This window comes from Leclercia sp. Marseille-Q4284, assembly GCF_916618945.1.
Lineage (GTDB): Bacteria > Pseudomonadota > Gammaproteobacteria > Enterobacterales > Enterobacteriaceae > Enterobacter > Enterobacter tamurae.
In genome coordinates this window covers 1033413-1052609 of record NZ_CAKAKG010000002.1, presented here as the reverse complement: position 1 = coordinate 1052609, position 19197 = coordinate 1033413, and the positions used below count along the sequence as shown (strand labels likewise).

The window sequence follows — 19197 nt, the reverse complement described above, 5'->3', positions numbered from 1 at the left end:
GTCACCTGTATAGCCAGTAAGCGGTGGTTTCGATGTTGCCGCCGCTGGCGATATAACGTTTAAGCGCGGCGGTGTTGCCCATCTGGGTCGCCACCCGCAAAGTAGAAAGCTGCTGTTGCTGAGCCCAGCACAGCGCCGCCTGCATTAACCGCTCCCCCATGCCGCGCCCGGCCAGCAGGCCAATACGCGCCTCGGTGTCATTCAGTTTACGCAGGGAGACAAACCCCTGGATGGCGCCATCCGGCGCACGGAACACCAGGCAGAGATGGTCGAAACTGCCTTTTACCGCATTTTCGATCCACTGGGCATAGAAGCGACCGCTGTCGTCCGGGGCGTACCACGGCGTGCGAAAGCGGCTCTGCGCAAACGCCTGAGCGGCTAGCTGGCGCAGCGCCGGGATATCCTGCTCCGTGGCGATCTCCGCTCCAGGACACGCATGCTGCGTCACCGCGATCGCGAGATCGACTTCACCTTCCACCAGCCTGAAGCCCTGCTGCTGGAGGGCATCCAGCCAGTCGGCCCGGGTGGCCGGAATTTTGACCTGCACACGTTGCCAGGCGGCTAAATCATCAGCCGCCAGCAAAGGGGCGTCATCAGCCAGGCGCACAATGGCCGTGGGCAGGGAGAAAAACTGACTTTCCCAGTCCAGCGGCTGTAATTCGCCACGCAGCTGCATCAGCGCCAGACACCTTTGGTATCAACGATAAATTCCTGACGCACGGCATCGCCCGAAATCGCTTTAAACTCGTTATGATCCACCAGCAGTACCAGCACATCGGCGGTGGCCAGCGCATCATCCACGCGCGTCAGGGTGCAGTGTCCAGCCAGCTTGTTCGGCAGCTCATGGATATTGGGTTCAACCACTTGGGTTTCACCGCTGTGCCAGTCGGCAATCATCTCAGCAATTTCCATCGCCGGGCTTTCACGCAGATCGTCAATGTTCGGCTTAAAGGCGAGACCAAAACAGGCGATGGTCACCTCGTTCGCCCGCTTGCCGCTCTGCGTCAGGTAATCCGCCACCGTGGCTTTCACCTGGTTCAGCACCCAGTGCGGTTTGCTGTCGTTCACTTCGCGGGCCGTACGGATCAGGCGCGCCTGCTGCGGGTTCTGCGCCACGATAAACCACGGGTCGACCGCGATACAGTGACCGCCTACGCCCGGGCCAGGTTGCAGGATATTGACGCGCGGATGGCGGTTCGCCAGACGAATCAATTCCCAGACGTTAATTCCCTGATCGGCGCAAATCAGCGACAGTTCATTGGCAAACGCGATGTTGACGTCGCGGAAGCTGTTTTCCGTCAGCTTGCACATCTCGGCGGTGCGGGAGTTGGTCACCACGCACTCGCCTTCGAGGAAGATGTTATACAGCTCGCTGGCGCGGGCGGAACAGACCGGCGTCATACCGCCTATCACGCGATCGTTTTTAATCAGTTCGACCATCACCTGCCCCGGCAGCACGCGCTCCGGGCAGTAGGCGACGTTAATATCCGCCTGCTCGCCCGCCTGCTGCGGGAAGGTCAGGTCCGGACGCGCCTCGGCCAGCCACTGTGCCATCTGTTCGGTGGCACCCACCGGGGAGGTGGATTCCAGGATCACCAGGGCGCCTTTTTTCAGCACCGGGGCGATGGATTTGGCAGCTGCCTCGACATACACCATATCCGGCTCATGATCGCCTTTGAATGGCGTTGGTACGGCAATCAGATAGGCATCGGCGGTCACTGGCGTGGTGCTGGCCTTCAGGAATCCTCCCTCAACGGCCGTCTTTACCACCTTGTCGAGATCCGGCTCAACAATGTGAATTTCACCCCTGTTGATCGTCGCAACCGCATGCTGGTTGATATCCACACCCACAACCTGTTTTTGACGGGAGGCAAATGCCGCCGCCGTTGGCAGCCCAATGTAGCCAAGCCCAATGACAGAAATGGTCGTAAAACTCATAGCGATACCCGATTGTGTTTGAGTGCGTACAAAATACGGTCACAGGCCTGGCCATCACCATACGGATTATGGGCCCGGCTCATGGCCTGATACTCTTTATCGTCGTGCAGCAGGCGCGTCACCTCTTCCACGATGGCTCGTGAATCAGTACCCACCAGCCGCACCGTTCCGGCTTTGACCGCTTCCGGTCGCTCGGTGGTTTCACGCATCACCAGCACCGGTTTTCCGAGTGACGGAGCTTCTTCCTGAATACCGCCAGAATCTGTCAGGATCAGCCAGGCATGGTTCATCAGCCAGACGAAAGGCAGATAGTCCTGCGGCTCAATAAGAATGACGTTTTCAACGTGCCCCAGGATGCGGTTGACCGGCTCACTGACGTTAGGATTCAGGTGTACCGGATAGACAATCTGCACATCTTCATTTTGTGCTGCGATTTCTGCCAGCGCATGGCAGATTTGCTCGAAGCCCTGACCAAAGCTTTCCCGACGGTGTCCGGTGACCAGGATCATCTTTTTGCCAGTAGCCAGGAAAGGATACCGCTCCGCCAGTTCGCCACGCAGGGTGTCACTCGCCAGCACCCGATCGCGTACCCAGATCAGGGCGTCGATCACCGTGTTGCCGGTGACAAAGATATGCTGGTCGTTAACGTTCTCGCGCAGCAGGTTCTGCCGGGAGTTCTCCGTCGGCGCGAAGTGGTACATCGCCAGATGCCCGGTCAGAGTACGGTTTGCCTCTTCAGGCCAGGGGGAGGAGAGATCGCCGGTACGCAATCCGGCTTCGACATGCCCCACCGGAATACGCTGATAGAACGCCGCCAGACTGGTGGCGATGGTGGTGGTGGTATCTCCATGCACCAGCACGACATCAGGCTTAAACGACTCCAGAATAGGTTTTAACCCTTCCAGAATACGGCAGGTAATTTCAGTTAATCCTTGTCCCGGCTTCATAATATTGAGGTCGTAATCGGGAACAATAGAAAAGAGGTTAAGGACCTGATCCAGCATCTCCCGATGCTGTGCAGTAACGCAAACTTTCGCCTCAAAATAAGGGTCGCTTGCCAGCGCATGAACCAGGGGCGCCATCTTGATGGCTTCCGGCCTCGTACCAAAGACGGTTAGTACTTTCACATCGATTCTCTTCGATTAGGCGATGAAGGCCATAAGCCTTCATCGTAGATGGCGTTCTTAATTTTTGCGACGACGGGTTAATGCCACGCCAGCGCCAATTAAAGCACCCACAATCCCCCACATAATCATCAGGAATGCGCGACGTGGACTATCGCGTTTTACAGGTTCTTCAGGAGTTCGCAAATAACGATAGGTCTGAAAACGTGGGTCCAGTGTCGGACCTACGTTGAGGGTGGTCAGCATGGCGCGATTTTGGTCATAGTCGAGGTCAACATCCGGCCCCACGGCCTGCAGGTTTTCCAGACGCGCCTGCAGCATCGGGCGGCCCAGCAGGAACATTTCAGAGTCCGGCAGTTCGGCCGCCGGCACGTCGGTTTCGCTGCGGGAGATATTGCTCTTCTCAGCAATCTTCAGCGCCTGTTCAATATTATGTACCCGGCGATTGAAAATCGCTTTCGCGACCTCTTCCTGACGTTTGACCTGCGCTTTCATCTGTACGGTACGCGCCGCCCAGGCCCCTTTCAGCTCATCATTCAGATGGCTGGCCGCTCGCTGGCTGGCGAACGCGACGTACTGACGCAGCAGGTTGTTCGCATCTGGCGCGGTTTCCGCAATCAGTTTGACGTTGTCATTGATGTTGCGCAGCGGGTCGCCCGCCATAAACTGAATATTGTTGATCAGCTCATCCAGCAGGGCGGCATCGGCCTTGCTGTTGCCTACCATCCGCTGTTTGAAATAGTCGGTCTGGTTCCAGAAATCACGACGAGTATCCCAGGAGGCGAGCTGCATGATGAACTCTTTGTAAGACTCATCCATCACCGAAGGTTGGTCGGCGGAGGTTGGATTCGCTTTTACATCCAGGTTACGCAAAAACTGTTGCTGGGAGTAGAAACCCCCGAGCATGTTCACCGTCGGGCGATCGGTAATCGCCGTCGCGCTCCACTCCTGTCGGGCGAAAAAGGTATAAGCCAGGGCGATAAGTGCAAAGCCCAGCGCCATACCTGCAATCCAAAACTTGCCCGCCCATAACACGCGGAACAAGCCACGAACATCCAGCTCATTCTCAGTTACCACTGATTTTGCTCCCGCCAACGGTTGAGTCATTACAGTCCCGATTTACTTGGTTAAAGTTGGGTTATTGCCATTATTTCGACGCATACGGCGCTTCACGCGTTTAATAAACCGCGCCACTTTCCATGCGCGTTTAATACAGTAGCCGTACAGGAAAAATGCTAGCAAGAATAATACCAACATTACCCATTCAGGGATGAAATGTGCGTATTCTGCGGCAACACCGATCCCGGCCAGCAGAGCCGCGGCCAGGGTAATTAAGACAAATGCCTGACGCGAGGTGAAGCCGGCGCGCATAATGAGATGGTGAATGTGTTGACGATCTGGCGAGAACGGACTCATCCCTTTACGCAGACGGCGATACATAATCGCCACCATATCCATCAGCGGAATAGCAATAATCCACAGCGCCGTCACCGGACTGATCGGGTGGGTATTCCCCTGAGTGGTTTCCAGCAGGATCCAGATAACGGTAAAACCAATCAGTGTACTCCCGGCATCGCCCATAAAGACTTTGTAGCGACGGCCCAGCACACCCAGGTTAAGGAGGATATAAGGCAGAATGGCGGCAATCATTGCAAAGCACCACATCGACAGGCTGTACTGACCGTCGAACCACAGAATGATGCCGATTGCGGCGAACGAAACGCTGGAGAGACCACCCAGCAGGCCGTCAATGCCGTCCACCATGTTAAAGGCGTTAATCGCCGCCCACACGGCAAACAGTGTCAGGAAGTAGCCGAACGGCCCCAGCACCATCTCCCAGGTACCGAAGATATAGCCGAGGCTGCTGAGGTAGAGCTTCCCGACTACCATCATGATGACGCCGATAGCCGCCTGAACCGCGGCGCGGAACTTCACGCTAATATCGAATCTGTCGTCCAGCGCCCCCACCAGTACCAGCACACCGGCACAGGACAGATAGAGCGCCGCATGCGGGATATAGTAATCCGCAATACTGAAGGTGAAGCAGATGCCCGCATAAACAGAGATTCCGCCAACCAGCGGAATCAAGCCTTGATGGCGTTTACGATAATTGGGCTTATCCACCAGACCGACTCTCTTCGCCGCCTTACGGGCAAGAAATAGAAAGCAGGTGGTGAAAAGAAAAATACTGATTAGCTCAGTCACCGCGGTGAGTAGATTCACTATGGATACTCTCAACAAATGTTAATCCCGGAAGTATAACCTTGATGGCTCGGCTCCAGAAGGAAAAAGCAGGCCTCACCCAAGTCCCTTTGTTTATTTTTCAAACAATTAATTTTCTGCTTTGACGAACATTCCGATTTTCGCCATCCGCAGAATAATTCTACAGCGCACTGTAACAGCGTATAAGTCAGAAAAGAAAAACGCCACGTAAAAACGTGGCGTTCAGGCGCTTTATTTACTTTACGAGCGTTTCATCATATCGAAGAAATCGTCGTTAGTTTTGGTCATCGCCAGTTTGTTAATGAGGAACTCCATTGCGTCGATTTCACCCATTGGATGGATGATTTTGCGCAGGATCCACATTTTCTGCAGCTCTTCCTGAGTGGTGAGCAGCTCTTCTTTACGGGTACCGGAACGGTTGTAGTCGATAGCCGGGAAGACGCGTTTTTCAGCGATTTTACGAGAGAGGTGCAGTTCCATGTTGCCTGTACCTTTAAACTCTTCGTAGATAACCTCATCCATTTTGGAGCCGGTATCGACAAGCGCCGTAGCGATAATGGTCAGGCTGCCGCCCTCTTCCACGTTACGCGCCGCACCGAAGAAGCGTTTTGGGCGATGCAGGGCGTTAGCGTCCACACCACCGGTCAACACTTTACCGGAGGCCGGCACCACGGTGTTATAGGCACGCGCCAGACGGGTAATGGAGTCAAGGAGGATGATAACGTCTTTCTTATGCTCAACCAGACGCTTCGCCTTCTCGATCACCATCTCCGCAACCTGAACGTGACGGGATGCCGGTTCGTCAAAGGTCGATGCAATAACTTCGCCTTTCACCAGACGCTGCATCTCGGTCACTTCTTCCGGACGTTCGTCAATCAGCAGCACCATCAGCACGCAGTCAGGATGATTGTAAGCGATGCTCTGCGCGATGTTCTGCAGCAGCATGGTTTTACCCGCTTTCGGCGGTGCCACAATCAGACCACGCTGGCCACGACCAATCGGCGACGCCAGATCCAGAACGCGAGCGGTGAGGTCTTCGGTAGAACCGTTACCACGCTCCATGCGCAGGCGCGAGTTCGCGTGCAGCGGCGTTAAGTTTTCAAACAGGATCTTATTGCGCGAGTTTTCTGGTTTGTCGTAGTTAACTTCGTTAACTTTCAACAGCGCAAAGTAGCGTTCACCCTCTTTAGGAGGACGAATCTTACCTGAAATGGTGTCACCAGTGCGGAGGTTGAAACGGCGGATTTGGCTGGGGGAAACGTAGATATCATCAGGACCGGCGAGGTAGGAGCTGTCTCCAGAGCGGAGGAATCCAAATCCGTCCTGCAATATCTCCAGCACACCGTCGCCAAAGATATCTTCGCCACTCTTTGCGTGCTGCTTCAGGATGGCAAAAATGATGTCCTGCTTGCGCATACGGGCCTGGTTTTCCAGTCCCATATTTTCGCCGAGAGTGATCAGCTCAGAAACCGGCGTATTCTTTAATTCGGTAAGATTCATAATGGTGTGGGTTCTTAAACTCGGGGTAATACTCGAACTTAATTTGTGAATGGTATGGCAGGGTCATCCATGCCTGTTTAGCGGCCATCAACTCATGTCTGTTCGCTGTCTGCTTACAGGGAAAGCACAGAACTGAAACGACGAGACGGATTGAGTGACAAGCCCGGAATCTATCCACTTCACGCACTGTTTACAAAGGAACAACGGGAAGTATCGGGTAAAACAAGATTCAAACAACAAGGTATGTTTAAAACGAAGTCATAGGTAACTTAGCACGACTCAAGCCGGGCGTCCAGAGATCCAAACAATTTAGAAACCCTGGACGCACAGACGAGAACCTTACGCCAGGTTGGCGTCAAGGAACTCTTTCAGCTGACCTTTGGACAGTGCGCCCACTTTGGTCGCTGCCACTTCACCGTTTTTGAACAGCAGCAGGGTTGGGATACCACGGATGCCGTACTTAGGCGCGGTGCCAGGGTTCTGGTCGATGTTCAGTTTCGCTACGGTCAGTTTGCCCTGATATTCGTCAGCGATCTCATCCAGAATCGGGGCGATCATTTTGCAAGGACCACACCATTCAGCCCAGAAATCGACGAGGATCAGCCCGTCAGCTTTAAGTACGTCCGTGTCAAAACTGTCGTCAGTCAGGTGAATAATTTTATCGCTCATATATAACTCCACAGGAATAAGCCTGGTGCGTTGATCTCGCTTCCATCAACGACCTGTTGATGTAGCATTAACCAACTAAAGGTTGACTTTATTTCACCGGATACGCTTTCGTAAAGCAATAGATAGCTGATATTCTACCACACTATGAGCAAAACACATTTAACAGAACAGAAGTTTACCGACTTCGCCCTGCACCCAAAAGTCATCGAAGCCCTTGAAAATAAAGGGTTTCATAACTGCACGCCTATTCAGGCTCTCGCCCTCCCGCTAACGCTGGCAGGTCGCGATGTTGCAGGGCAGGCGCAAACCGGTACCGGCAAAACGATGGCGTTTTTAACGTCAACGTTTCATTATTTACTTTCTCACCCGGCAATTGCTGACCGCAAAGTTAACCAGCCGCGCGCGCTGATCATGGCCCCGACGCGAGAACTGGCGGTACAGATCCACGCTGACGCAGAACCGCTGGCACAGACCACCGGCCTGAAACTCGGCCTGGCCTACGGCGGTGACGGTTACGACAAACAGCTGAAAGTGCTGGAAAGCGGCGTCGATATTCTGATCGGCACCACCGGCCGTCTGATCGACTACGCCAAACAGAACCACATTAACCTCGGTGCTATCCAGGTTGTGGTACTGGATGAAGCCGATCGCATGTACGATCTGGGCTTCATTAAAGATATCCGCTGGCTGTTCCGCCGCATGCCTGTCGCTAACCAGCGCCTGAACATGCTGTTCTCGGCAACGCTGTCGTATCGCGTGCGTGAACTGGCGTTCGAACAGATGAACAACGCAGAATACGTTGAAGTGGAACCGGAACAGAAAACCGGCCACCGTATTAAAGAAGAGCTCTTCTACCCGTCGAACGAAGAGAAAATGCGTTTACTGCAAACGCTGATCGAAGAAGAGTGGCCAGATCGCGCCATTGTATTCGCCAACACCAAACACCGTTGTGAAGATATCTGGGGTCATCTGGCTGCGGATGGACACCGTGTAGGTCTGTTGACCGGCGACGTCGCGCAGAAAAAACGCCTGCGCATTCTTGAAGATTTCACCCGTGGCGACCTGGATATTCTGGTAGCAACGGACGTCGCCGCACGCGGTCTGCACATCCCGGCGGTCACCCACGTCTTCAACTACGACCTGCCGGATGATTGCGAAGATTACGTTCACCGTATCGGCCGTACCGGTCGTGCGGGCGCCAGCGGTCACTCTATCAGCCTTGCCTGTGAAGAGTACGCCCTGAACCTGCCGGCAATTGAGACCTACATCGGTCACTCGATTCCGCAGAGTAAATACAACCCGGATGCGCTGTTAAGCGAACTGCCACCAGCGAAGCGCCTGACCCGCGCCCGTTCCGGCAATGGCCCGCGCCGTAACAGCGCCCCGCGTAACCGTCGTCGTTCAGGTTAAAAAATATGCTCCGGTCCACCTCGCTCTATGCAGCTATTGATTTAGGTTCGAATAGTTTTCATATGCTGGTTGTACGCGAGGTGGCGGGAAGTATACAGACGCTGACGCGTATTAAACGCAAGGTCCGTCTCGCGGCGGGCCTGAGTGCGGATAATCATCTCTCTCCTGAAGCTATGGAGCGCGGCTGGCAATGCCTGCGCCTCTTTGCTGAACGTCTGCAGGATATTCCTCCCCAGCAAATCCGTGTCGTCGCCACCGCAACCCTGCGTCTGGCGGTGAATGCCGGGGAGTTTATTGCTAAGGCACAGGAAATCCTCGGTTGTCCGGTCCAGGTGATCAGCGGTGAAGAAGAAGCCCGCCTGATTTACCAGGGCGTAGCGCACACCACCGGCGGGGATGAGCGTCGTCTGGTGGTGGATATCGGCGGCGCAAGCACCGAGCTGGTCACCGGTATCGGTGCGCAGGCAACCTCCCTGAACAGCCTGTCGATGGGCTGTGTTACCTGGCTTGAACGCTACTTTACCGATCGCAATCTGGCGCAAGAGAACTTCGATGACGCGGAAAAAGCCGCCCGCGAGGTGCTACGTCCGGTGGCGGATGAGCTGCGTTATCACGGCTGGAAGGTCTGCGTTGGCGCATCCGGCACCGTCCAGGCGCTGCAGGAAATTATGATGGCGCAGGGGATGGATGAGCGCATCACGCTGGCGAAACTGCAGCAGTTAAAGCAGCGCGCCATCCACTGTGGTCGTCTGGAAGAGCTCGAAATCGAAGGGCTTACCCTTGAACGAGCCCTGGTCTTCCCCAGCGGCCTGGCGATCCTGATTGCCATTTTCACCGAACTGAATATTCAGTGCATGACCCTTGCGGGCGGTGCGCTACGGGAAGGTCTGGTTTACGGCATGCTGCATCTGGCCGTCGATCAGGACATTCGCAACCATACGCTGCGCAATATCCAGCGCCGGTTTATGGTGGATATCGAACAGGCGCATCGGGTGGCGAACCTGGCGGTCAGTTTCCTCGATCAGGTCGAAAACGAGTGGCATCTGGATCCTGTCAGCCGCGAACTGCTGGTGAGTGCGTGCCAACTGCATGAGATCGGCCTGAGCGTCGATTTCAAACAGGCACCGCTACATGGTGCCTACCTGGTACGCAATCTCGATCTGCCCGGCTACACCCCGGCGCAGAAGAAGCTGTTGGCCACGCTGCTGTTAAACCAGACCAACCCCGTTGATCTCTCTTCGCTCCACCAGCAAAATGCGGTGCCGCCGCGCGTGGCGGAGCATCTCTGCCGCCTGTTGCGTCTGGCGATCCTTTTTGCCAGCCGTCGGCGCGACGATTTGCTGCCAGCCATCACCCTGATGGCGGAAAGCGAGAAGTTGACGCTGAACCTGCCGGAAAACTGGCTGGATACCCATCCGCTGGGCGCAGAAATGCTGGTGCAGGAGTGTCAGTGGCAGAGCTATGTCCACTGGATGCTTGAAGCTCAATAATCCCGATTAAACGCCCGGCGGCACTACGCTTACCGGGCTCTCAAACTAGCGGTTTTTTGCCTTCTCCATCATCGCGCGAATATTGGCGATACTGGCCTGGCCTTTATGCATCCGCTCTTCGGCGGTAATCACTTTGCGCTCCTGCTCCCAGAGCACATCATCCTGCGGTAATTCCAGCAGGAAGCGGCTCGGCTCAGGACGCACCAGTTCCCCGTACTGACGGCGCTCTTTACACAGCGTAAAGGTCAGCTCTTTTTGTGCTCGCGTAATGCCCACGTAGGCCAGGCGGCGCTCTTCATCAACGTTATCTTCATCGATGCTGCTCTGGTGCGGCAGGATGCCCTCTTCCATGCCCACCAGGTAGACATAGGGGAACTCCAGCCCTTTCGAGGCGTGCAGGGTCATGAGCTGCACCTGATCTGCCTCTTCTTCGCTTTCGCCGCGCTCCATCATGTCACGCAGGGTAAAGCGGGTGACGACCTGGGTCAGAGTCATCGGCTCGTCGATGTCAGAACCTTCCAGCATCTCGGTCATCCAGCTGAAAAGCGTATTGACGTTCTTCATCCGCATCTCCGCCGCTTTCGGGCTGGCAGAGGTTTCGTACAGCCAGGATTCATAATCGATCCCGCGGATCAGATCGCGCACCGCTGCGATCGGCTCCCGTTCGCTCAGCTGCTGGATCTCGCGCAGCCAATGAGTGAAGCGGGTCAGCGATTCATAACCACGCCCGGTTAAGCTCTGGCTCAGGCCCATATCGAAGCTGGCGGTCAGCAGGCTCTTATTACGGGTCATCGCCCACTCGCCCAGTTTTTGCAGCGTCGCCGGGCCAATCTCACGCTTCGGCGTATTCACGATCCGCAGGAAAGCGCTGTCATCATCCGGGTTGGTGAGTACGCGCAGGTAGGCGAGCAGATCCTTAATTTCCGGGCGCGAGAAGAACGACGTCCCACCCGAAATTTTGTACGGAATGCGGTTCTGCATCAGCATCTTTTCAAAGACGCGCGACTGGTGATTTCCGCGATAGAGGATGGCGTAATCTTTGTAGTTGGTCTTATTCACAAAGTGATGAGCAATCAGCTCCCCCGCCACGCGTTCGGCTTCGTGATCTTCGTTATTAGCGCTCAGCACCTTAAGTTCAGTGCCATAGCCCAGCTCGGAGAAGAGACGCTTTTCAAATACGTGCGGGTTATTGGCGATCAGGATGTTTGCCGCCTTCAGAATACGGCCGGATGAGCGGTAGTTCTGCTCCAGCTTAATCACCTGCAGCGCCGGGAAATCTTTGCTCAGCAGGACCAGGTTTTGCGGACGGGCGCCACGCCAGGAGTAGATCGACTGATCGTCATCGCCCACTACGGTAAAACGCGCCCGCTGTCCTACCAGCAGTTTCACCAGCTCGTACTGGCTGGTGTTAGTGTCCTGATATTCATCCACCAGCAGGTAGCGGATCTTGTTCTGCCAGCGCTCGCGCACCTCTTCATTGCGCTGAAGCAGCAGCGTCGGCAGCAGGATCAGATCGTCAAAGTCCAGCACGTTGCAGGCTTTGAGATGATCGTTGTACAGACTGTAGCAGTGGGCGAAGATCCGATCCCGCTCTCCTTTGGCGCTTGCAGCGGCCTGGGCTGGGTCCATCAGATCGTTTTTCCAGTTGGAGATCGTAGAGATCAACTGCTGCAACACCGTTTTGTCGTCTTCGATCAGCCCTTCGGTCAGCTCTTTCAGCAATGCCACCTGATCGGTATCGTCAAACAGGGAGAAGTTCGACTTCATGCCCAACGCCGCGTATTCGCGCTTAATGATATCCAGCCCCAGGGTATGGAAGGTGGAGATCATCAGGCCGCGCGCCTCTTTACGCCCTAACGTCTGGCCGACACGCTCTTTCATTTCGCGCGCCGCTTTGTTGGTAAAGGTTACCGCCGCGATATGGCGTGCCTGATAGCCGCAGCCACGGATCAGGTGGGCGATCTTGTTGGTGATCACGCGGGTTTTACCGGAACCCGCCCCTGCCAGCACCAGGCATGGTCCAGTAACGAATTCGACCGCTTGTTGTTGTCCAGGGTTTAAACGCATGGGAATATTGCTCAATCTTCGAACGGGGTGGGGATTGTAGCAGAAAGCCGGGCGCAGATTTACCGGCTAATGATAAAGTGAAGAAAACGCGTTGAACCCCGAGAGCAGAACCATGAAAAAGACCGCAGCGGCCCTGCACATTCTGGTAAAAGAAGAGAAACTGGCGCAGGAGATCCTCGCCAAACTGGAACGCGGCATCAGCTTTGATCATCTGGCGAAGCGCTACTCGAAATGCCCGTCCGGGCGTAACGGCGGCGATTTAGGTGAATTTAAGCAGGGTGCCATGGTGGGCCCTTTCGATCAGGCGGTCTTCAGCTGTCCGCTACTGAAGCCTTACGGCCCGGTGAAAACCAAATTTGGCTACCATATCATTAAGGTGCTGTACCGCAGCTAACGCGTGGTATATTGCGCCCCGATTTTACTCAACCCTTCAAGGCACGATCATGGCGAAAACAGCGGCAGCAATGCACATCCTGGTAAAAGAAGAGAAACTGGCTCTGGAGCTTCTGGAGCAGATCAAGAACGGCGGCGACTTCGAGAAGCTGGCGAAAAAGCACTCCACCTGCCCATCAGGTAAAAAAGGCGGTCACCTGGGTGAATTCCGCCAAGGCCAGATGGTTCCGGCGTTCGATAAAGTGGTGTTCTCCTGCCCGGTGCTGGAGCCAACTGGCCCACTGCACACCCAGTTCGGTTACCACATCATTAAGGTGCTGTACCGCAACTAATAAAAAAGCCCGGTGGCGCTAACGCTTACCGGGCCTACTTTTGCACTTTGTAGGTCGGGTAAGGCGTAGCCGCCACCCGACAATTTACTTAACCCGCTACGGCAATACGTTTCATATCGGTCATATAGCCACGCAGCTTCTGGCCTACTTTCTCGATCTCGTGGCTGCGAATCGCTTCGTTCACGTCACGCAGCTGGGCATTATCTACCGCGCCTTCGTTGATCGCTTTACCCAGATCGCCGGTCTGCAGAGTGGTCATGAACTCTTTCAGCAGCGGTACGCAAGCGTAAGAGAACAGGTAGTTACCGTACTCAGCGGTATCAGAGATCACCACGTTCATTTCGTACAGACGCTTACGGGCGATGGTGTTCGCGATCAGCGGCAGCTCGTGCAGTGATTCATAGTACGCAGACTCTTCGATGATGCCGGAATCCACCATGGTTTCGAAGGCCAGCTCAACGCCCGCTTTCACCATCGCAATCATCAGAACGCCTTTATCGAAGTACTCCTGCTCGCTGATTTTGCCATCGAACTGCGCTGCGGTTTCGAACGCGGTTTTACCGGTCTCTTCACGCCAGGTCAGCAGGTTTTTGTCGTCATTCGCCCAGTCAGCCATCATGCCGGAAGAGAACTCACCGGAGATGATGTCGTCCATGTGTTTCTGGAACAGCGGAGCCATGATGGTTTTCAGCTGCTCGGACAGCGCAAAGGCACGCAGTTTCGCCGGGTTAGACAGACGGTCCATCATCAGGGTGATACCGCCCTGCTTCAGCGCTTCGGTGATGGTTTCCCAGCCGAACTGAATCAGTTTCTCAGCGTATGCCGGGTCGGTGCCTTCTTCCACCAGCTTGTCGAAGCACAGCAGGGAACCGGCCTGCAGCATACCGCACAGGATAGTCTGCTCACCCATCAGGTCAGATTTCACTTCCGCAACGAAGGAAGATTCCAGCACGCCCGCACGGTGGCCGCCAGTGGCCGCTGCCCATGCTTTGGCAATCGCCATGCCTTCGCCTTTCGGATCGTTTTCCGGGTGAACCGCGATCAGCGTCGGCACGCCGAAACCACGTTTGTACTCTTCACGCACTTCGGTACCCGGGCACTTCGGCGCCACCATTACCACGGTGATGTCTTTACGGATCTGCTCGCCCACTTCAACGATGTTGAAGCCGTGGGAGTAACCCAGCGCCGCGCCGTCTTTCATCAGTGGCTGTACGGAACGCACAACGTCAGAGTGCTGTTTATCCGGGGTCAGGTTAACCACCAGATCCGCCTGCGGAACCAGCTCTTCGTAGGTACCGACTTTGAAGCCGTTTTCGGTCGCTTTGCGCCAGGAAGCACGCTTCTCAGCAATCGCTTCTTTACGCAGGGCATAAGAGATATCCAGACCGGAGTCACGCATGTTCAGGCCCTGGTTCAGACCCTGTGCGCCACAGCCGACGATGACCACTTTTTTACCCTGAAGGTAGCTCGCGCCATCAGCAAATTCGTCGCGCGCCATAAAGCGGCATTTGCCCAGCTGCGCCAGCTGCTGGCGCAAGTTCAGTGTATTAAAGTAGTTAGCCATGGGTGATACCTCGTGATGTTGTGCGTCTTATTGTTCGGTTCGCTTTTCAGCGAGAATGTACCCACATTACAACAGGAAATTTATTGCGGAAATTGATATATTCACAACGTCACGTTGCAATTTCTGCAATATAAAACCCGGGAGTGGAATCGGTGGATTTACGCGATTTGAAATTGTTCCTGCATCTGGCGGAAAGCCGCCATTTTGGCCGCAGCGCGCGGGCGATGCACGTCAGCCCCTCTACGCTTTCCCGCCAGATCCAGCGCCTGGAAGAGGACCTCGGCCAACCGCTGTTTATACGCGACAACCGCACGGTCACCCTCACCGAAGCCGGGGAAGAGTTGCGGACGTTTGCCCAGCAAACCTTGTTGCAGTATCAGCAGCTGCGCCACACCATCGACCAGCAGGGGCCATCGCTTTCCGGGGAACTGCATATCTTCTGCTCGGTGACCGCCGCCTATAGCCATCTGCCGCCCATCCTCGATCGCTTCCGGGCCGAACATCCGTCGGTGGAGATCAAACTCACCACCGGCGATGCCGCCGACGCGATGGAGAAGGTGGTGACGGGAGAAGCGGATCTGGCGATTGCCGGTAAACCGGAAACTCTGCCGGGGGCGGTGGCATTTTCAATGCTGGAAAATCTGGCGGTGGTGCTGATCGCCCCGGCGCTGCCCTGCCCGGTGCGTAACCAGGTGTCGGTGGAAAAACCCGACTGGTCCACGGTGCCCTTTATCATGGCCGATCAGGGGCCGGTACGTCGCCGCATCGAGCTGTGGTTCCGTCGCCAGAAGATCAGTAATCCGTCAATTTATGCCACGGTCGGCGGCCACGAGGCGATGGTCTCGATGGTGGCGCTCGGCTGCGGCGTGGCGCTGCTGCCGGAAGTGGTGCTGGAGAACAGCCCGGAACCAGTGCGCAATCGCGTGATGATTCTGGAGCGCAGCGACGAGAAGACGCCGTTTGAGCTTGGCGTATGTGCACAAAAAAAGCGGCTGCATGAGCCGCTTATTGATGCGTTCTGGAAGATATTGCCGAACCATTAACCCGCCAGGAAGAACCTGAACGCCGGGTTGTGGGTTTCGTCATGACAGTCGTAACCCAGCTCGTTCAGCCGCGTTTCAAAATCCGGTTCGTGCTCGCCCAGTTCGAATGCCGCCAGCACACGGCCGTAGTCGGTGCCATGGCTGCGGTAGTGGAACAGGGAGATGTTCCAGTGTGTGCCCAGCGTATGCAGAAACTTCAGCAATGCACCTGGCGATTCCGGGAACTCGAAGCTGAACAGACGCTCCTGTAACGGCTTCGACGGACGCCCCCCGACCATATAGCGAACGTGCAGCTTCGCCATTTCATCATCGGAGAGATCCACCACGCTGTAGCCACCCTGGTGCAGCAGGTTGAGGATCTCTTTACGCTCTTCCAGGCCACGGCTCAGACGCACCCCGACAAAAATGCAGGCGTCTTTGGCATCGGCAAACCGGTAGTTGAACTCCGTCACCGAGCGACCGCCCAACAGCTGGCAGAACTTAAGGAAACTACCCTTCTCTTCCGGAATGGTCACTGCCAGCAGCGCTTCACGCTGTTCTCCCAGCTCGCAACGTTCGGAAACGTAGCGCAGACCGTGGAAGTTGACGTTAGCCCCGGAGAGCACGTGGGCCAGACGCTCGCCGCGGATGTTGTGCTGAGCGATGTATTTTTTCATCCCCGCCAGCGCCAGCGCGCCGGACGGTTCTGCCACTGCACGCACATCCTCGAACAGATCCTTCATCGCCGCGCAGATCGCATCGCTGTCGACGGTGATGATGTCGTCGAGATACTCCTGGCAGACGCGGAAGGTTTCATCCCCGATGCGTTTCACCGCCACGCCTTCGGCAAACAGCCCGACGCGTGGTAAGTCCACCGGATGACCCGCATCCAGCGCCGCCTTCAGGCAGGCAGAATCCTCGGCTTCAACGGCGATGACTTTGATCTGCGGCATCAGCTGTTTGATCAGCACCGCAACGCCCGCAGCTAACCCGCCGCCGCCAACCGGTACGAATACGCGGTCGAGATGGGCATCCTGCTGCAACAGCTCCAGCGCAAGGGTGCCCTGGCCGGCAATCACCATCGGGTGATCAAACGGCGGCACCCAGGTGAAGCCCTGCTGCTGCGCCAGATCGATGGCTTTGGCCTTCGCCTCGTCAAAATTGGCACCGTGGAGTAGCACTTCGCCGCCAAATCCCCGCACCGCATCGACTTTAATATCTGCGGTTGCCACAGGCATGACGATCAGGGCTTTCAGCCCCAGTCGCGCGGCAGAGAACGCCACGCCCTGGGCATGGTTGCCCGCCGAAGCGGTGATCACGCCACGCGCTTTTTGCTCGTCGGTCAGCCCGGCCATCATCGCGTAGGCACCGCGCAGCTTGAAGCTGTGCACTGGCTGGCGGTCTTCGCGCTTCACCAGAATGACGTTATCCAGTCGCGACGACAGCTTGTCCATTTTCTGCAGCGGCGTGACCTGCACCGCTTCATAGACCGGCGCACGCAGCACTGCCCGGAGATATTCCGCCCCCTCAGGGGCAGACGATAAGGGTTGGGATTCGGCCATCATTAGCCCCCAAGCTTGGATTTATCGCGTACCGCGCCTTTATCCGCACTGGTAGCAAGGGTGGCGTAGGCACGCAGGGCGAAGGAGACTTCACGCTGACGATCTTTCGGCGTCCAGGCTTTATCGCCACGCGCATCCTGTGCTTCACGGCGGGCAGCGATTTCCTGCGGGCTCAGCTGCAGTTGAATACCGCGATTCGGAATGTCGATTTCGATCAGGTCGCCATCTTCGATAATCGCAATGTTGCCGCCGCTGGCTGCTTCCGGCGAAACGTGTCCGATGGAGAGACCGGAAGTACCGCCGGAGAAACGACCGTCGGTGATCAGCGCACAGGCTTTACCGAGGCCCATGGATTTGAGGAAGGTGGTCGGGTAGAGCATCTCCTGCATTCCCGGCCCGCCTTTTGGTCCTTCATAGCGGATGACGACAACATCGCCAGCCACGACTTTGCCGCCGAGGATCGCTTCTACCGCATCATCCTGGCTTTCATAGACTTTTGCCGGGCCGGTGAATTTGAGGATGCTGTCATCCACGCCTGCGGTTTTAACGATACAGCCGTTTTCCGCGAAGTTGCCGTACAGAACCGCCAGGCCGCCATCTTTGCTGTAGGCATTTTCCAGCGAGCGAATGCAGCCTTCGGCGCGATCGTCATCCAGGGTGTCCCAGCGACAGTTCTGCGAGAACGCCTGGGTGGTACGAATACCGGCCGGGCCGGCGCGGAACATGCTTTTTACCGCGTCGTCTTTGGTCAGCATCACGTCGTACTGATCCAGTGTTTGTGGCAACGTCAGGCCGAGAATGTTTTTCACCTCACGGTTCAACAGCCCGGCGCGATCCAGCTCGCCCAGAATCCCCAGCACGCCACCGGCACGGTGAACATCTTCCATGTGATATTTAGGGGTGCTTGGCGCAACCTTACACAGCTGCGGTACCTTGCGGGACAGCTGGTCGATGTCGGTCATGGTGAAATCAATTTCCGCTTCCTGAGCCGCGGCGAGTAGGTGCAGAACGGTGTTGGTCGAACCGCCCATGGCGATATCCAGGGTCATAGCGTTTTCAAACGCCGCTTTGCTGGCGATATTGCGCGGCAGTGCGCTGGCATCGTCCTGCTCGTAGTAACGTTTGGTCAGTTCAACGATGCGTTTACCGGCGTTGAGGAACAGCTCTTTACGATCGGCGTGGGTCGCCAGCAGCGAGCCGTTACCCGGCTGAGACAGGCCCAGCGCTTCGGTCAGACAGTTCATCGAGTTGGCAGTGAACATACCGGAACAGGAGCCGCAGGTCGGACAGGCCGAACGCTCAACCTGATCGCTCTGCTCGTCGGAGACTTTCGGGTCGGCACCCTGAATCATCGCGTCGACCAGGTCGAGCTTGATGATTTTATCGGACAGCTTGGTTTTACCCGCTTCCATTGGGCCACCGGAGACGAAGATCACCGGAATGTTCAGGCGCAGGGAGGCCATCAGCATCCCCGGGGTGATTTTGTCGCAGTTGGAGATGCAGACCATCGCATCGGCACAGTGGGCATTAACCATGTACTCCACCGAATCGGCGATCAGTTCGCGCGACGGCAGTGAATAAAGCATGCCCCCGTGCCCCATCGCGATCCCGTCATCCACGGCGATGGTGTTGAACTCTTTCGCCACGCCGCCGGAGGCTTCAATCTGCTCGGCAACCAGCTTACCGAGATCGCGAAGATGAACGTGACCCGGAACGAACTGGGTGAACGAGTTGACCACGGCGATAATCGGTTTGCCGAAATCGGCGTCGGTCATCCCGGTGGCGCGCCACAGTGCGCGGGCGCCGGCCATGTTGCGGCCGTGAGTGGTGGTGGCGGAACGGTACTTAGGCATGCGTTATTTACTCCCGTCTATCTGGTAAATGGGACGGTGCGTGCCGTCCC

16 protein-coding genes are annotated in these 19197 nt (G+C 56.2%); 5 read left to right on the top strand and 11 right to left on the bottom strand.

Translation table 11 applies throughout. The annotated features are described in order from the left end of the window. Position 1: 1 nt before the first annotated feature. From rffC to trxA, 7 genes are all read right to left on the bottom strand, one after another. A complete protein-coding gene (gene rffC / locus LG383_RS19715; protein ID WP_370635179.1) occupies positions 2–676 on the bottom strand; it encodes a dTDP-4-amino-4,6-dideoxy-D-galactose acyltransferase in 675 nt (224 codons plus the stop codon). Continuing rightward, the gene (gene wecC / locus LG383_RS19710; protein ID WP_106995946.1) at positions 676–1938 is read right to left on the bottom strand and encodes a UDP-N-acetyl-D-mannosamine dehydrogenase; all 1263 of its coding nucleotides are present in this window, start codon (positions 1936–1938) and stop codon (positions 676–678) included. The genes rffC and wecC overlap by 1 nt, the downstream gene beginning before the upstream one ends. Further along, positions 1935–3065 carry a non-hydrolyzing UDP-N-acetylglucosamine 2-epimerase gene (gene wecB, locus LG383_RS19705; RefSeq protein WP_225759972.1) on the bottom strand — a complete coding sequence of 377 codons (1131 nt, stop codon included), beginning with the start codon at positions 3063–3065 and terminating at the stop codon, positions 1935–1937. The genes wecC and wecB overlap by 4 nt, the downstream gene beginning before the upstream one ends. A 57-nt stretch (positions 3066–3122) precedes the next feature. Beyond that, positions 3123–4169, bottom strand: a complete 1047-nt coding sequence (wzzE, locus tag LG383_RS19700) for an ECA polysaccharide chain length modulation protein (RefSeq protein WP_106995948.1) — start codon at positions 4167–4169, stop codon at positions 3123–3125. Positions 4170–4181: 12 nt separating this feature from the next. After that, on the bottom strand, positions 4182–5285 hold the full coding sequence (gene wecA / locus LG383_RS19695; RefSeq protein WP_106995949.1) for a UDP-N-acetylglucosamine--undecaprenyl-phosphate N-acetylglucosaminephosphotransferase: 1104 nt from the start codon (positions 5283–5285) through the stop codon (positions 4182–4184). Positions 5286–5525: 240 nt separating this feature from the next. Next, positions 5526–6785, bottom strand: coding sequence for a transcription termination factor Rho (rho, locus tag LG383_RS19690; protein WP_052285527.1), 1260 nt, complete (start codon positions 6783–6785; stop codon positions 5526–5528). Positions 6786–7124: 339 nt separating this feature from the next. Next, entirely contained in the window at positions 7125–7454 is a 330-nt protein-coding gene (trxA, locus tag LG383_RS19685; RefSeq protein ID WP_006179218.1) for a thioredoxin TrxA, read from the bottom strand. A gap of 144 nt (positions 7455–7598) precedes the next feature. On the opposite strand from trxA, the gene rhlB reads away from it, so the two are divergent. Together rhlB and gppA are read left to right on the top strand one after the other, a co-directional pair. Then, positions 7599–8864, top strand: coding sequence for an ATP-dependent RNA helicase RhlB (gene rhlB / locus LG383_RS19680; RefSeq protein ID WP_225759971.1), 1266 nt, complete (start codon positions 7599–7601; stop codon positions 8862–8864). 5 nt (positions 8865–8869) lie between these two features. Then, on the top strand, positions 8870–10354 hold the full coding sequence (gppA, locus tag LG383_RS19675) for a guanosine-5'-triphosphate,3'-diphosphate diphosphatase (RefSeq protein ID WP_225759970.1): 1485 nt from the start codon (positions 8870–8872) through the stop codon (positions 10352–10354). Between the two features lie 45 nt (positions 10355–10399). Here gppA and rep read toward each other — a convergent pair whose 3' ends face one another. Continuing rightward, complete coding sequence (rep, locus tag LG383_RS19670) at positions 10400–12421, bottom strand: DNA helicase Rep (RefSeq protein WP_225759969.1); 2022 nt, start codon at positions 12419–12421, stop codon at positions 10400–10402. Between the two features lie 112 nt (positions 12422–12533). On the opposite strand from rep, the gene ppiC (LG383_RS19665) reads away from it, so the two are divergent. Both ppiC (LG383_RS19665) and ppiC (LG383_RS19660) read left to right on the top strand, forming a co-directional pair. Beyond that, entirely contained in the window at positions 12534–12815 is a 282-nt protein-coding gene (gene ppiC, locus LG383_RS19665; protein ID WP_106995953.1) for a peptidylprolyl isomerase PpiC, read from the top strand. A 49-nt stretch (positions 12816–12864) separates the two neighbouring features. Next, positions 12865–13146 carry a peptidylprolyl isomerase PpiC gene (gene ppiC / locus LG383_RS19660; RefSeq protein ID WP_032615193.1) on the top strand — a complete coding sequence of 94 codons (282 nt, stop codon included), beginning with the start codon at positions 12865–12867 and terminating at the stop codon, positions 13144–13146. A gap of 88 nt (positions 13147–13234) precedes the next feature. Here ppiC (LG383_RS19660) and ilvC read toward each other — a convergent pair whose 3' ends face one another. Further along, complete coding sequence (gene ilvC, locus LG383_RS19655; protein ID WP_106995954.1) at positions 13235–14710, bottom strand: ketol-acid reductoisomerase; 1476 nt, start codon at positions 14708–14710, stop codon at positions 13235–13237. Positions 14711–14862: 152 nt separating this feature from the next. Here ilvC and ilvY point away from each other — a divergent pair, with 152 nt between their 5' ends. Further along, positions 14863–15753: an HTH-type transcriptional activator IlvY gene (gene ilvY, locus LG383_RS19650; protein WP_106995955.1), complete on the top strand. Its 891-nt coding sequence runs from the start codon at positions 14863–14865 to the stop codon at positions 15751–15753. On the opposite strand, the gene ilvA is transcribed toward ilvY, so the two are convergent. After that, entirely contained in the window at positions 15750–17294 is a 1545-nt protein-coding gene (ilvA, locus tag LG383_RS19645; RefSeq protein ID WP_156265197.1) for a threonine ammonia-lyase, biosynthetic, read from the bottom strand. The genes ilvY and ilvA overlap by 4 nt on opposite strands. A 2-nt stretch (positions 17295–17296) precedes the next feature. After that, positions 17297–19147, bottom strand: coding sequence for a dihydroxy-acid dehydratase (ilvD, locus tag LG383_RS19640; RefSeq protein WP_166184765.1), 1851 nt, complete (start codon positions 19145–19147; stop codon positions 17297–17299). Positions 19148–19197 lie beyond the last annotated feature (50 nt).